The organism is Brevibacterium oceani (assembly GCF_013623835.1).
Lineage (GTDB): Bacteria > Actinomycetota > Actinomycetes > Actinomycetales > Brevibacteriaceae > Brevibacterium > Brevibacterium oceani.
In genome coordinates this window covers 601,103-615,086 of record NZ_JABKDE010000002.1, presented here as the reverse complement: position 1 = coordinate 615,086, position 13,984 = coordinate 601,103, and the positions used below count along the sequence as shown (strand labels likewise).

12 protein-coding genes are annotated in these 13,984 nt (G+C 64.4%); 8 read left to right on the top strand and 4 right to left on the bottom strand.

The features are described 5' to 3' along the window. Window positions 1–33 precede the first annotated feature (33 nt). From sucB to HK401_RS06265, 3 genes are all read right to left on the bottom strand, one after another. On the bottom strand, window positions 34–1,884 hold the full coding sequence (gene sucB, locus HK401_RS06275; protein ID WP_181273786.1) for a 2-oxoglutarate dehydrogenase, E2 component, dihydrolipoamide succinyltransferase: 1,851 nt from the start codon (window positions 1,882–1,884) through the stop codon (window positions 34–36). Window positions 1,885–1,905: 21 nt separating this feature from the next. After that, window positions 1,906–3,294, bottom strand: a complete 1,389-nt coding sequence (lpdA, locus tag HK401_RS06270) for a dihydrolipoyl dehydrogenase (protein WP_181273785.1) — start codon at window positions 3,292–3,294, stop codon at window positions 1,906–1,908. Window positions 3,295–3,446: 152 nt separating this feature from the next. Beyond that, window positions 3,447–4,922: a leucyl aminopeptidase gene (locus HK401_RS06265; protein WP_181273784.1), complete on the bottom strand. Its 1,476-nt coding sequence runs from the start codon at window positions 4,920–4,922 to the stop codon at window positions 3,447–3,449. Window positions 4,923–5,026: 104 nt separating this feature from the next. On the opposite strand from HK401_RS06265, the gene HK401_RS06260 reads away from it, so the two are divergent. Beyond that, window positions 5,027–6,133 (top strand): quinone-dependent dihydroorotate dehydrogenase, encoded by a 1,107-nt coding sequence (locus HK401_RS06260; protein ID WP_181273783.1) that lies wholly within the window; start codon window positions 5,027–5,029, stop codon window positions 6,131–6,133. Here the strand turns inward: HK401_RS06260 and HK401_RS06255 are convergent. Beyond that, window positions 6,108–6,719, bottom strand: coding sequence for a DUF3043 domain-containing protein (locus HK401_RS06255; RefSeq protein WP_181273782.1), 612 nt, complete (start codon window positions 6,717–6,719; stop codon window positions 6,108–6,110). The genes HK401_RS06260 and HK401_RS06255 overlap by 26 nt on opposite strands. A 23-nt stretch (window positions 6,720–6,742) precedes the next feature. Between HK401_RS06255 and HK401_RS06250 the strand changes: the two genes are divergently transcribed. From HK401_RS06250 to HK401_RS06220, 7 genes are all read left to right on the top strand, one after another. Beyond that, window positions 6,743–8,119: a dipeptidase gene (locus HK401_RS06250; protein ID WP_181273781.1), complete on the top strand. Its 1,377-nt coding sequence runs from the start codon at window positions 6,743–6,745 to the stop codon at window positions 8,117–8,119. A 78-nt stretch (window positions 8,120–8,197) separates the two neighbouring features. Next, the gene (locus tag HK401_RS06245) at window positions 8,198–8,551 is read left to right on the top strand and encodes a HesB/IscA family protein (RefSeq protein WP_181273780.1); all 354 of its coding nucleotides are present in this window, start codon (window positions 8,198–8,200) and stop codon (window positions 8,549–8,551) included. Between the two features lie 33 nt (window positions 8,552–8,584). Continuing rightward, the gene (locus HK401_RS06240) at window positions 8,585–9,325 is read left to right on the top strand and encodes a leucyl/phenylalanyl-tRNA--protein transferase (protein ID WP_181273779.1); all 741 of its coding nucleotides are present in this window, start codon (window positions 8,585–8,587) and stop codon (window positions 9,323–9,325) included. A 110-nt stretch (window positions 9,326–9,435) separates the two neighbouring features. Next, complete coding sequence (ctaC, locus tag HK401_RS06235) at window positions 9,436–10,308, top strand: aa3-type cytochrome oxidase subunit II (protein ID WP_181273778.1); 873 nt, start codon at window positions 9,436–9,438, stop codon at window positions 10,306–10,308. Continuing rightward, complete coding sequence (gene ctaD, locus HK401_RS06230; RefSeq protein ID WP_181273777.1) at window positions 10,305–12,002, top strand: aa3-type cytochrome oxidase subunit I; 1,698 nt, start codon at window positions 10,305–10,307, stop codon at window positions 12,000–12,002. Before ctaC ends, ctaD begins: the two co-directional genes overlap by 4 nt. Then, window positions 11,999–12,400, top strand: a complete 402-nt coding sequence (locus HK401_RS06225; protein ID WP_181273776.1) for a cytochrome c oxidase subunit 4 — start codon at window positions 11,999–12,001, stop codon at window positions 12,398–12,400. Before ctaD ends, HK401_RS06225 begins: the two co-directional genes overlap by 4 nt. Window positions 12,401–12,989: 589 nt before the next feature. Next, window positions 12,990–13,919, top strand: coding sequence for a putative endonuclease domain-containing protein (locus HK401_RS06220; protein ID WP_181273775.1), 930 nt, complete (start codon window positions 12,990–12,992; stop codon window positions 13,917–13,919). Window positions 13,920–13,984: the final 65 nt, after the last annotated feature.

Here is a 13,984-nt window from a genome sequence, read left to right as displayed (position 1 = left end):
CGGCCCCCCGGTCGTGTGCGGAAGAGATGTGACTCAGAGGTCGAGATCGGCCTCGAAGTTGCCCTCTTCCAGACGTGCCTTGATCGTCTGCAGGAAGCGTCCCGCATCGGCGCCGTCGACCAGCTGGTGGTTGTAGGTCAACGGCAGGTAGACCATGTCGCGGATGGCGATCGACTCATCTCCGTCGGCCGTCTTCACGGCGATCGGGCGACGGACGATGGCACCCGTGCCGAGGATGCCCATCTGCGGCTGGTTGATGATCGGCGTGTCGAACAGCGCACCCACGGAACCGATGTTGGTCACCGTGAATGTGCCGCCCGAGAGCTCGTCCGGCATGATCTTGTTGTTGCGGGTGCGGTCGGCGACATCGTCGATGGCCTTGGACAGGCCGGCGACGCTGAGGTCACCTGCATCCTTGATCACCGGCACCAGCAGACCGCGGGGAGTGTCCACCGCAACGGCCAGGTGCTCGTGATCGAAGTAGGTGATCTGCTGCGACTCGAGGTCATACTGAGCGTTGACCTTCGGGTGCACCTGCAGGGCCTCGACGATCGCCTTGGCGAAGAAGGGCAGATAGGTCAGCTTCGAACCGTGCTTGGCCGCGAACGCATCCTTGTTGGCCTTGCGCAGCTTGACGACACGGGACATGTCGACCTCGATGACCTGCGTCAGCTGAGCCGAGACGTCGAGGGATTCGCTCATGCGCTTGGCGATGGTCTGACGGATCCGCGAGGCCTTCTCCGTGGTGCCGCGCAGCTTCGCAGCCTCCTCGGGGATCTCGACCTTGAACGGCTCCTTCGGAGCTCCGGCTGGAGCTCCGGCGGCAGCGGGAGCAGCGGCCGGGGCGTTCTTCGCAGCCGATTCGACGTCCTGCTTGCGGATGCGCCCGCCGACACCGGTGCCGGAGACCTGCGACAGGTCCACACCCTTCTCGCGTGCCAGACGGCGTACGAGCGGGGTGACATAGGCGGCGTTCTCACCGACCGTATCCGCAGCGGACTGTGCCGATCCGGACTGCTCCGACGCGGCAGCCGTTTCAACGGGTTCCTCGGCCTGAGCGGCGGATGCCGACTGCGCGGACTCGGTCTGAGCAGGCTGAGGAGCCGACTCCTGTTTCGGAGTCTCCTGTTTCGGTTCCTCCTGCTTAGGAGCCTCCTGCTTCGGTGCCTCGGCGGGAGCTTCTTCCTGCTTCGGTGCTTCGTCAGCCGGTGCTTCGTCCTGCGGAGCCTCGGCAGGAGCGTCCTCGGCGGGTGCCCCGGAGCCGATGCGAGCCAGAGGGGCACCGACCTCGACGGTCTCGTCCTCTTCGGCAAGGTGTGCCTGGACGGTTCCGGCGACGGGGGAGGGCACCTCGGTGTCGACCTTGTCGGTGGAGACCTCGAGCAGCGGCTCGTCGACCTCGACCTCCTCACCGACTTCCTTGAGCCAGCGGGTCACGGTGCCTTCGGTGACGGACTCGCCGAGCGCGGGCATGGTGACCTCGGTGCCTTCGCCCGATCCTTCTGAGGAGGGCGTGCCACCTGCGGGCTCGTCGGCCGACTCGGCAGCCGGTTCTTCGGTGGGTGTTTCCTCGGCGGGTGCGGATTCCTCGGCCGGAGCCTCGGCGGGTTCTTCGGCAGGGGCGTCGTCGCTCGAGGACTCTCCGCTGCCGTCGCCGATGTAGGCGAGGTCGCCGCCGACCTCGACGACATCGTCTTCGTCAGCGAGGATCTTCTCCAGGGTGCCCGCGTACGGGCTGGGGATCTCGGTGTCGACCTTATCGGTCGAGACCTCGAGCAGCGGCTCGTCGACCTCGACCTCGTCGCCGACGGACTTGAGCCAGCGGGTGACTGTGCCCTCGGTGACCGACTCTCCGAGAGCCGGCATCTGAACGGAATTCGACATGAGTTTTCGTCTCCTCGGATCTTATGAGTGGAAGTGCAGGGGTTTGCCGGCCAGAGCCAGGTGGGCTTCGCCGATGGCTTCGTTCTGCGTGGGGTGCGCGTGGATGAGCTGCGCCACCTCTTCGGGGAAGGCTTCCCAGTTGACGATGAGCTGCGCCTCACCGGCCTGCTCGCTCAGACGGGCGCCGATGCCGTGGACGCCGACGACCGGTCCGTCCTTCTCGCGGATGACCTTGATCAGTCCGGTCGTGTTGAGAATCACCGACTTGCCGTTGCCGCCGAGGTTGTACTCGAGCGATTCGACCTGGTCCTTGCCGTACTTCTCTTCGGCCTGAGCCGAGGAGAGTCCGACGGAGAAGATCTCCGGTTCGCAGTAGGTGACCCGAGGGATGCCCGTTTCGAGGACGGGCACGGGGTTGAGGCCGGCGATCTCCTCGGCGATGAAGATGCCCTGCCCGAAGGCACGGTGGGCCAGCTGGAGGCCGGGGACGATGTCGCCGCAGGCGTAGATGTTGCCGACGCCGGTGTGGAGGCGTTCGTTGGCCAGGACGAATCCGCGATCCATCGGGATGCCCTGCTCTTCGAATCCGAAGCCCTCGGTGACGGGGCCGCGGCCGACTGCCACGAGGAGGTACTCGGCTTCGAGGGTCGAGCCGTCTTCGAGGGTGACCTTGACTCCGTCGGCGGTCTCTTCGACGCCCTTGAACATGACACCGAGCTTGAAGCCGATCTTGCGCTTCTTGAAGGCGCGTTCGAGGTTCTTCGAGATCGTCTCGTCCTCATTGGCCACGAGGTGCTTGAGGCCTTCGACGATGGTGACGTCGGCGCCGAAGGAGTTCCAGACGCTGGCGAACTCGACGCCGATGACGCCGCCGCCGAGGACGATCGCCGACTTCGGCACCTTGCTCAGCTGGAGGGCCTCGGTGCTCGTGATCACGCGATCGGTGATCTCGAGGCCGATGGTCTTCGAGGTCGAACCGGTCGACAGCAGCACGTTGGTGCCCTTGACGGTGTGGTTGCCGTCCTCACCGGTGACCTCGACGGTGTCTTTGCCGGTCAGCTTGCCGGTGCCGAAGTAAGTGTCGATTCCGCGAGCCTTGACCAGACCCTGCAGGCCTTTGTAGTTGCGGGTGATGACTCCGTCCTTGTACTCGAGCACCTTGGCGATGTCGATGCCCTTGAACTCGGCTTCGACGCCGAAGGTCTCGGAGCTCTTGGCGGAGTCGGCAACCTCGGCGGCATGCAGAAGCGCCTTCGTGGGAACGCAGCCACGGTGCAGGCAGGTGCCGCCAACCTTGTCGCGTTCGATCAAAGCGACCTTCATGTCCAGCTCTGCGGCGCGCAGCGCAGCGGCATAGCCACCGGTTCCGCCTCCCAGAACGACAAGGTCGTAGGTCAATGAGTCACTCACGGATTACTCCTCGTAGCTGTGAATAAGACTGCGGTACGCAGCTTTCTGTCTTATCTTTCCACTTTTCTCGCCAGGGGCGAAAGCAAACGCTGTCTGATTGGCCACAGGTGGTCATCATCACTTCGGTTTCGACAACGCGTAGAACTTCGCGGTCAGTCGAGCGTCTTCGCGATCTGGATGAGGGTGCGCACCGCGGCGCCGGTGGCCGCCTTCGGGGTGTAGCCGAAGGGAGCCGAGCCGTTGAAGCTCGGTCCCGCGATGTCGATGTGAGCCCAGTTCGTGTCCTCGCCGACGAACTCGCGGAGGAAGGCCGCGGCGGCCAGCATGCCGCCGGGACGCGGACCGGAGTTCGTGAGATCGGCGGCAGTGGAATCGAAGCCCGAGAGCATCTCCTCCGGGATCGGCATCGCCCACATATTCTCTCCGACTGCAGCAGCAGCGGCGATCACATCGTCGCGGGCAGCCGGGGTGCCCATGACGCCGGAGGTTCGTTCGCCGAGGGCGACGATCTGAGCGCCCGTGAGCGTCGCTACGTCGATGAGCAGATCCGGCCGCTCAGCATCGGCGTCGGTGAGGGCATCGGCGAGCACGAGGCGGCCTTCGGCGTCGGTGTTCGTGACCTCGACGCGCTTGCCGCTGCGCATCGTGAGCACATCGCTGGGCCGCTGCGCAGAGGAGCCGGGCATGTTCTCGGCCAGGGGCAGCCACGCGGTGACCCGGACCGGCAGGCCGAGGTCGGAGATTCCCAACAGCGCCTGCAGGACGGCGGCGGAGCCGGCCATATCGGACTTCATGTCCTCCATGCTCTTGGCGGGCTTGAGCGAAATGCCGCCGGAGTCGAAGGTGATGCCCTTGCCGACGAAGCCCAGATGGCGCTTGGCTCCCTTCGGAGCGTATTCGACCTTGACCAGGCGGGGTCCGCGTGTCGACCCCTGCCCGACGCCGATGATTCCCCCATAGCCGCCGGCTTCGAGCTCCTTGTCACCAAGCACGGTGACCTTGAGTCTGCGCTCCTTGGCCTGAGCCTTAACGATCTCGGCATAGGACTCGGGGTAGAGGTCGAGCGGGGGAGTGTTGACGAGGTCGCGGGCACGGTTCGTGGCGGCCGCGATGACGACTCCCGAATCGTGGGCGGCGGAGAACGACTTGCCCTTGGGTCCGATCACGGAGAGCACTCCGGGGACCTTGCCCTCGCTGCGGTAGTCGAGGAACCTGTACGCGCCGAGACCGGCGCCCACAGCCACCGCCTCGACGCCGTCAGGAGAGGCCGCCGGAAGCGCGACGGCGATCGATTCGGCCCCGTCGAGCGAACGCAGGGCGGCACCGGCGGCGCGGCGCAGGGCCTCATGAGCGGCTGCGACATCCTCACCTGAAGGGTCGAACTCACCCAGGCCGACAAGCAGAACCGATCCGGCGGACACGCCCTTGGGTGCGGGAATGCGGGCGGTCGCTCCAGCCGATCCCGTGAAACCGATCGCCCTCACCGTGTCGTCGAGGGCGGTCCGCACCGCCTTCGCACCCTCGAGTCCGAGCACGGAGGAATCCGCGACACCGATCACCAGCACCGAGGCGGTGGCCTTCACCGGTGAGATCGTGGAGTAGCTGCTTGGGGTGGATGCACCAGCCATGAGTTCCCTTTCAGTCGTCTTTGAACGTTGATTCGATCCTAATGCCAAACCGGTGCGGATGTGTGATGCCGCAGACGAGACCGTCTCTGACATAGTCTAGGATCGTGTATTCATTGATCTTCAGGCTCCTCTTCGTGCCGATGGACGCCGAGCGCGCCCATCACCTCTCATTCACCGCCCTGCGCATCCTCGACTCCGTGCCGCTCCTCGGTCGGCTGCTGCGCTTCGTCTGCGCCCGATCGACGGTGCATCCTGTCGACGTCCTCGGGCTGCCCTTTCCCAATCGGATCGGTCTGGCCGCCGGGTTCGACAAGAACGGAGTCGGGGTCCGCGCGCTCTCGGCGCTCGGCTTCGGACACATCGAGGTCGGCACCATCACGGCCCACGCACAGCCGGGCAATGACAAACCGCGTCTGTTCCGGCTGCGGGACAATCTCGCCCTGCTCAACCGGATGGGCTTCAACAACGACGGCGCCAGGCAGGCGTCGTTCAACATCGCGGAGCAGCGGGGGAGGATCGCAGCACTGCCGCAGCGGCTGCGCCCGATCGTCGGCGTCAACATCGGCAAGACCAAGGTCGTCGACGCCTCCGAGGCCGTCAGCGACTATGCCGCCTCGACGCGAGCACTGGCTCCGCTGGCCGACTACCTCGTCATCAATGTCAGCTCGCCCAACACCCCGGGACTGCGGGACCTGCAGTCTGTGACGAGCCTCGAACCGATCATCGCCGCGGTCCGGGAGACCGCCGCCGAGGTGGTCGAGCAGCCGCGATCGCAGCTGGGTCATGTCCCGCTGCTGGTCAAGATCGCCCCGGACCTCGCCGACGACGATGTCCTCGAGATCTGCGATCTCGCCCTGAGGGCCGGCGTCGACGGCCTCATCACGACGAATACCACGATCGACCGCTCAGTCCTCACCGGTACCGAGGAGCAGTTCGCAACCGACCAGGCCGGCGGGATCTCCGGTCGGCCTCTGGCCGAGCGCTCTCTCGAGGTGCTGCGGCTGGTCAAGGGGCGGGTCGGAGACGCACTCACCGTCATCTCCGTCGGGGGAGTCGCGGATGCGAAGGACGCCCGGGCACGATTGGCCGCGGGCGCCGATCTGGTTCAGGTCTATTCGGAGATGATCTACTCCGGTCCGCTCTTCCCCGGCCGCGTCATCCGCGGCCTCGGGTCGAGCCGTCTGCTCACTCGGGGTACTGGCGGCGCTTGACCTGCGGTTTGGGCATGCGCAGGGGACGCAGCTGGATGCTGCGCATGATCGCGTAGAAGGTGATGCCGCGTTCGACCGAGCCGAACTTGTTCCGCAGCCGGTTCTTGAGGATGTAGTTGAGCACGAACCCGTCGAGGACGATGAGCGCGATGAGACCCCAGACGGCGTAGGTGAAGTACTGCTGGATCTGCACCGGCTGGGTGAAGGCGATGACGAGGATGAGGATCGCCGCCGGGATGAAGATCTCGCCGATCGAGAACCGGGCGTCGATGTAGTTGCGGATGTAGCGACGCTGGGGGCCCTTGTCGCGGCGGGTGAGGTATTTCTCCTCACCGTTCATCATTCCGATGCGCGCACGATCGCGTTCCTTGCGCTGCTGCTCCTTGGCTTTCTGGTTCGCAACCTTGCGATCCCTATTCACCAGGGGCTGGCGCCGCGCGGACTCCTGCTGGCTGCGCTTGGGCGTCGGGCGCCCCTTCTTCTGCTCCGCTTCGCGCCGGGCTGCGGCGTCGGCGGCGGTTTCGTCATGGGCTGGCTGAGGGGCAGAGGTTTCGTCCTCCGCGTGAGATTTTCTACGTCCGAACACCTGATGAATACTACCTTTGGAGAATGACCGAATCGACTTCAGCACTCAACAGTGCACAACTGCATGCCGAATTGGACGCCATCTTCGATGACGTCCTGACCGATCTCACGGACCTCGTGGCCATTCCTTCCGTGGCCTGGCCGAGCTTCGACGCCGCCCAGGTCACCGCCAGCGCCGAGGCGGTCGCCGGGTTGGCGCGGGGCCTCGGTCTCGACGTCGACATCCTCACCGCCGAGCAAGCGGACGGCACCCCCGGATACCCGGCCGTCGTCGCCCGGATCCCCGCTCCGGAGGGTGCACCGACGGTGCTTCTCTACGCCCATCACGATGTGCAGCCTCCCGGTCGCGCCGAGGACTGGGACACCGAACCGTTCGTCGCCACGCGGAAGGGAGATCGCCTCTTCGGGCGCGGCGCCGCCGATGACAAGGCGGGCATCATGGTCCACCTCACGGCGCTGCGGCTGCTGGCCGACCGCCTCGGCGTGGGTGTCACTCTGTTCTTCGAAGGGGAAGAGGAAGCCGGCAGCCCGAGTTTCCGGAACTTCCTCGAGACCTACCGCGACCGTCTGCGTTCCGATGTCATCGTCGTCGCCGATTCCGGAAACTGGGCGGCCGGGACTCCGGCCCTGACGACGAGCCTGCGGGGGATGTGCGCAGTCGAATTCGAGATCTCCACCCTCGACCACGCGGTGCATTCGGGCATGTACGGCGGCGTCGCACCCGACGCGATGCTGGCGATGACGAAGGTGCTCGCGAGCCTCCACGACGACAACGGCTCGGTCGCTGTGGCCGGACTCCACTCCGAAGCCGAAACCGCCATCGACTACGACGAGGCGACCCTGCGCACCGATTCCGGGGTCCTCGAGTCCACCGAGCTCATCGGCACCGGCACCCTGGCCTCCCGGCTGTGGACGCAGCCGTCGATCACCGTCATCGGCCTCGACATCCCCGACGTCGCAGTGTCGTCGAACACGCTGCAGTCGTCTCTGCGTGCCAAGCTCTCGATCCGTCTGGCGCCGGGGGACACCCCCGCCTCGGCGGTCAGGTCAGTCGAAGAGCATCTGCGCGCGAACCTGCCCTTCGGGGCCCAGCTGAGCATCGGCGAGACCGAGGGCGGCAGTCCCTGGCGCGCCGACGATTCGGACCCCGTCGTCCAGACTGCGCGGCAGGCGCTCAGCGACGCGTGGGACACCGAGTCCGTGGAGATGGGCATCGGCGGGTCGATCCCGTTCATCGCCGATCTGCTCGAGGTGTTCCCCGGCGCGTCGATCCTCGTCACCGGTGTCGAAGACCCCGATGCCCGGGCGCACAGCGCGAACGAGTCGCTCTATCTGCCGGACTTCCGGGCCGCGATCGTCGCCGAGGCGCTTCTGCTGCAGCGCCTCGGTGAGAATCGGTGACGTGATCGGGAATAGGGCTGAGGGCGCAGACGTTGTGCGCGGTGTAGCCTGGGGACAGGAACGTGAGAAGGAGTAACCATGACTGTGACTGAAAATGCCGAGGCCACTCACGAGGTCGAGCTGTCGACGACCGCTGCCGACAAGGTGCGCAGCCTGCTCGAGCAGGAGGGTCGCGACGACCTGCGCCTGCGTGTGGCCGTCCAGCCGGGCGGATGCTCCGGACTGATCTACCAGCTCTATTTCGATGAGCGCCACCTCGACGGTGACGCCGTGCGGGACTTCGGCGGGGTCGAGGTCATCGTCGATCGGATGAGTGTGCCGTACCTCAACGGATCGACCATCGACTTCTCGGACACCATCGAGAAGCAGGGCTTCACGATCGACAACCCCAATGCCGGCGGGTCCTGTGCCTGCGGCGACTCGTTCCACTGATCGGCTTCGGCTGATCGCACTGGACTGAGACCGATGGACCTGGAGGATCTGCGTGCCGTGTCGTACACGGCCACGCAGCCCCAGGTCCTTCTTTCGTATCGGGCCGGTCTCTTCCCGATGGGCGTCGGCGACGGGGGAACCGGCCGGATGGGGTGGTGGGCACCGCGACGACGCGGCGTTCTGCTGCCCGGCGACCTGCGTGTGACAAAGAGTCTGCGCAAGTCGATGAAGCACTTCACCTTCAGCACCGATCGGGCCTTCGAACACGTCATCCGCGCCTGCGGCGACCCGAGCCGGTCCGGCAGCTGGATCACCGAGGAGATCATCGCCCTCTACCTCGGACTGCACGGCGACGGATGGGCACACTCGGTCGAGGTCTGGGCCGACGATGAGCTCGTCGGCGGACTCTACGGGGTGGCGATCGGATCCTTCTTCGCCGGCGAATCGATGTTCCACACTCGCCGGGACGCGTCGAAGGCCGCCCTGGCCCATCTCGTCTCGCTCTTCGACTCCGTCGACGTCGGATCCGTGGCGCCGACGAGCGCCTCTCCGGACGATCCGACGGACGCCGACGGTCACCCGGCCGGACCCGCGAACGACGGTCCCACCTCGGCGGATTCGCCGTTGGCCGATGAGCCATGGCTCATCGACACCCAGTGGCAGACATCACATCTTGAGACCCTCGGCGTGTCGGAGGTCGGAGGCCTCGAGTACTCCGCACGGCTAGATTCCGCGCTCCGCGGCGATCTCTGTCAGCGTATTCTCAACAAATGAACATCCGCAGGTGAATTTCTACCGCGTGTAGCGGTAGTCTTGGTGGTGACAGAGTAAGTACACGTCTCTCGGCCTGACCAGAGACGAAAGAACGTTGTGAAAGGCTGCACGTGGATTCTCCGAATCAGTCAGGACCGCAGCGGTCCTGGGCGAAGCGGCTCGGCATTCTGAGCGCCGTGTTGATACCGGCGTTGCTATCGGGTTGCACGAAAGAGCAGATCGCCTCAGGCTTCTACCCCGTCGAATCCAAGGGTGCGACGAACCACACCGACGCCTACACGTCACTGTGGAACGGTGCCTGGATCGCGCTGCTCATCGTCGGCCTGATCGTCTGGGGCCTCATTCTCTGGGCCATGGTCGCCTACCGTCGTCGCAAGCACGACCGCGGCCTGCCGGTGCAGATGCGCTACAGCATGCCCATCGAGATCCTGTTCACCGTGACCCCGGTCGTCCTCGTGCTCGGCTTCTTCTTCCAGAACGTCCAGGTGATGGAGAAGACGACCGATGATACGACTCCCGGCGAGCAGGTCATCGAGGTCGCCGCCAAGCAGTGGGCTTGGGACTTCAACTATGAGACCGAGGACGTCTACTACGCCGGCAAGCAGGTCGAGCTCGACGGCACGGAAGCTCCCGAGAAGACCGCGCCGGTTCTCTACCTGCCGGTCGACACCGACCTGGAGATCCGCCTGCACTCCCGCGACGTCATCCACTCCTTCTGGGTCCCCGCCTTCCTCGAGAAGCGCGACATGATCCCCGGCCACGACCAGAGCCTGCATCTGCGCGCCGAGAAGGAAGGCGAGTACGTCGGCAAGTGCGCCGAACTGTGCGGTGAATACCACTCGGAGATGCTCTTCAACGTCAAGGTCGTGTCGAAGGAAGAGTTCGCCGACTACACCAAGTCGCTTGCCGATCAGGGCAACACAGGACAGCTGGGACCGGAGTACGATCGCAACTGGTACCCGAAAGAAGGTGCTGAGAAATGACCGCCACGATGGATCAGGCGGCTCTTGACGCTCCCGTGGTTCCACGGAGCAAGGGCAAGATCATCGTCGACTGGATCACGTCGACGGACCATAAGACGATCGGGTACATGTACCTCATCGGCTCGTTCTTCTTCTTCTGCGTCGGCGGTGTGATGGCGCTCATCATCCGCCTCGAGCTCTTCGAGCCCGGTATGCAGATCGTGGAGACGAAAGAACAGTACAATCAGCTGTTCACCATGCATGGCACGCTCATGCTGTTGATGTTCGCCACCCCGCTGTTCGCCGGATTCGCCAACGTCATCATGCCGTTGCAGATCGGTGCCCCGGATGTGGCGTTCCCACGGCTGAACGCCTTCGCGTTCTGGATGTACCTCTTCGGCAGCCTCGTCGCCATCTCCGGCTTCCTCACCCCGCAGGGTGCGGCATCATTCGGTTGGACGGCCTATGCGCCATTGAGCAATACGACGTTCACGCCAGGCGCCGGAGGAAACCTCTGGGTCCTCGGACTCGCGCTGCAGGGCTTCGGCACCATCCTCGGTTCGGTCAACTTCATCACCACGGTCATCACGATGCGCGCACCGGGCATGACTATGTTCCGCATGCCGATCTTCAGCTGGAACGTGCTCATCACGGGCATCCTCGTCCTCATGGCCTTCCAGCCTCTGGCCGCGGCTCTGCTGGTCCTCGGTGCCGACCGCATACTCGGTTCGCATGTCTTCAGTCCGGGCAACGGGGGACCGGTGCTCTGGCAGCATCTGTTCTGGTTCTTCGGACACCCCGAGGTCTATGTCATCGCGCTGCCGTTCTTCGGCATCGTCACGGAGATCTTCCCGGTGTTCAGTCGCAAACCGGTGTTCGGCTACAAAGAGCTCGTGTTCGCGACGATCACGATTGCGGCGCTGTCTGTGACAGTGTGGGCCCACCACATGTACGTCACCGGCGTCGTGGCGCTGCCGTTCTTCGCGTTCATGACGATGCTCATCGCCATCCCGACCGGTGTGAAGTTCTTCAACTGGATCGGAACGATGTGGAGAGGCTCGATCACGTTCGAGACTCCGATCGTCTGGTCGATCGGCTTCCTCGCCACCTTCCTCTTCGGTGGCCTCACAGGCGTCATCCTGGCCAGCCCCGCGCTCGACCAGTCGGTGTCCGACACCTACTTCGTCGTGGCTCACTTCCACTACGTCGTCTTCGGCACCGTCGTGTTCGCGATGTTCGCCGGATTCTACTTCTGGTGGCCGAAGTGGACCGGAAAGATGCTCAACGAGAAGCTCGGCCACATCCACTTCTGGATGCTGTTCATCGGCTTCCACGGCACGTTCCTCGTCCAGCACTGGCTCGGTGTCGACGGCATGCCCCGTCGCTACGCCGACTACCTCCCGCAGGACGGCTTCACCTGGATGAACCAGGTATCGACGGTCGGTTCGCTGCTGCTGGGTCTGTCCATGGTTCCGTTCTTCTGGAACGTGTGGATCACCGCCCGCAATGCGCCGAAGGTGACGGTCGACGATCCGTGGGGCTACGGTGCGTCGCTTGAGTGGGCCACTTCGTGCCCGCCTCCGCGTCACAACTTCACCTCCCTGCCGCGGATCCGCTCCGAACGTCCTGCGTTCGACCTCAACCACCCCGAGCTGCTTGAGTACAGCGGACACGGTCAGGCAGAACCCCAGCTCACAGGAGACAGCGCCAAATGAAGTCATCGATCTACGTCTTCAACCTCTGCGGACTCTTCTTCCTCGCGGTAGGCGTGTTCTACGGGTTCTTCACCGACTTCACCGAGCTCGTCGGATTCCCGGCGCTGCTCCTGGTCGGCGCGATGGCCCTGATGATCGGCGTCTACCTGTGGCTGACGGACCGTCGCGTCGGCGTCCAGCCTCAGGACAACGATGACGCCGAGATCTCCGATGCCGATGCCGACTACGGGTTCTTCAGCCCGTGGAGCTGGTGGCCGATCGTCTGCGCCGGCGCCGGTGCCATCTCGTTCTACGGAATAGCGATGGGTTGGTGGATCTTCCCCTTCGGTGCTGTGCTCGGCCTCGTTGCCCTCGTGGGACTGTCGTACGAACACGATCGTGGGGACTTCGCCCACTGATCACCTCCGCACCAAGATGCCGTAGCGTCTCAGCCACGGTGATCCGTTCACCGGCCTGACGCAGTCGGACAGTCCCCGTGGCCCGGACTCATTGCGAGTCCGGGCCACAGCGCTATTCACTCACATGTACGTCGCATGCGCGTGTACAGGCGAGTTGTACATTCTCGTCCTGGGGGCAGGAACGTGTGTCGGGTTCTCGCCTTGCGGGCGGCTCCGGGGACTCGGCCTCCCGCCTCCGATTCACGAGTTCAGCGTCTGGCTCGCTCCACTTCACGACTACAGCGTTTGGCTCGATTGTTTGGTCGATCCACGGCGTTCTGGACGTCGAAATCACGTTGGATCGACCGAACAATTCGCCGAAGACCCGCCTCGATCCCGACTCCGGATGCCCCACTCCACCACCGAATCCTGTGGACGGCCGTCTCTTTCGAATCGCTCCATGCGGCGACCGAAGTCCAGGTTCATCAAGCTCGGCGGGGAAGCAGTGGATTCGGCACTCAGACGTACTCTGCTGTGAACCCGCGAGAAATGTCCACAGGCGATTCCTGGGGCATTCCCTCACGGTAGCCGGGATTCCATCCTGTCATTCATGCGCAGAACGATTCGATCGCCGGCGGACTTTCAGACGGCCCCCGTCCCTTTCACAAGCAATGATCTCAAGGCGCGGGGGTTCACCAAGTTCGCTCTGCAAGATAAGTCCCGGTTCACGCAGGTCTTCCGCGGTGTCTGGATCGAGACAGCCCCCTCCACCATGGTGCTCTGTCCTCCATGGGCCGACCGGAACTGGCTGAAACAGCGGACCAAGTTTTCGGCGCTTCGCCTCTTGCACCCGAGTATCGTCGCCGATTCGCTGACCGCGGCCGTGCTCTATGGGTTGCCGCTTCCCAATCGCGTCATCGATCGCAGCACTCATGTCATCAGCGACGATCCCTATCTGCGTATCCGTCGGGCGAGGGTGAGACTCCGGCGCAGAGCCGCATTCGACAGAACTGATTTCTACGATCTGCCTATCATCTCCGGCACCGACCTGTTCTTCGCACTCGCGCCACAGCTCTACGACAATGAGCTGATCGCGGTGGGCGACGCTGCCATCAGCCGCCGTCGAAGCGGCCCGATCACCAGTCTCGATCTACTTCGCGCTCATGCTGAGGCAAGCGGCTACCTTCGGGAACGCAAGAAGGCTGAACGGGCGTTGGCTTTGATCCGCGAAACGGTCGACTCTCCGCGCGAAACCTGGCTGCGCCTGTGGATCATCGACAACGGGTTCCCGGAGCCTGTCGTCCACCCGTCAGTAGACTGCTCGCTGGTTGGAGCGACTCTGCATCCTGACCTCGGATACCCCGATATCAAACTCGCCATCGAATACGAAGGTGACCACCACAGGACGTCGTCCATCCAGTTCGGTGTGGACATCGAACGCCGGCAGCTGCTGGAGGCCGAGGGGTGGGTGGTTCTTCGTGTCTCGAAACGCACCGATATGGCGAGGTTCAAACAGCTTCTCGCGTCATATCTCGGTTGAGCGCCCCGCCGGGAAGCCTCCACTGCCGCTGCCGTAAGCGAGAAACACGTCCGTTCCCTGTCCTC

Coding starts and splice junctions, on each gene's coding strand:
- HK401_RS06240 (WP_181273779.1), top strand. CDS start 8,585: ATGGACCTGGAGGATCTGCGTGCCGTGTCGTACACGGCCACGCAGCCC.
- HK401_RS06250 (WP_181273781.1), top strand. CDS start 6,743: ATGACCGAATCGACTTCAGCACTCAACAGTGCACAACTGCATGCCGAA.
- HK401_RS06225 (WP_181273776.1), top strand. CDS start 11,999: ATGAAGTCATCGATCTACGTCTTCAACCTCTGCGGACTCTTCTTCCTC.
- HK401_RS06265 (WP_181273784.1), bottom strand. CDS start 4,922: ATGGCTGGTGCATCCACCCCAAGCAGCTACTCCACGATCTCACCGGTG.
- HK401_RS06220 (WP_181273775.1), top strand. CDS start 12,990: ATGCGCAGAACGATTCGATCGCCGGCGGACTTTCAGACGGCCCCCGTC.
- ctaD (WP_181273777.1), top strand. CDS start 10,305: ATGACCGCCACGATGGATCAGGCGGCTCTTGACGCTCCCGTGGTTCCA.
- sucB (WP_181273786.1), bottom strand. CDS start 1,884: ATGTCGAATTCCGTTCAGATGCCGGCTCTCGGAGAGTCGGTCACCGAG.
- HK401_RS06245 (WP_181273780.1), top strand. CDS start 8,198: ATGACTGTGACTGAAAATGCCGAGGCCACTCACGAGGTCGAGCTGTCG.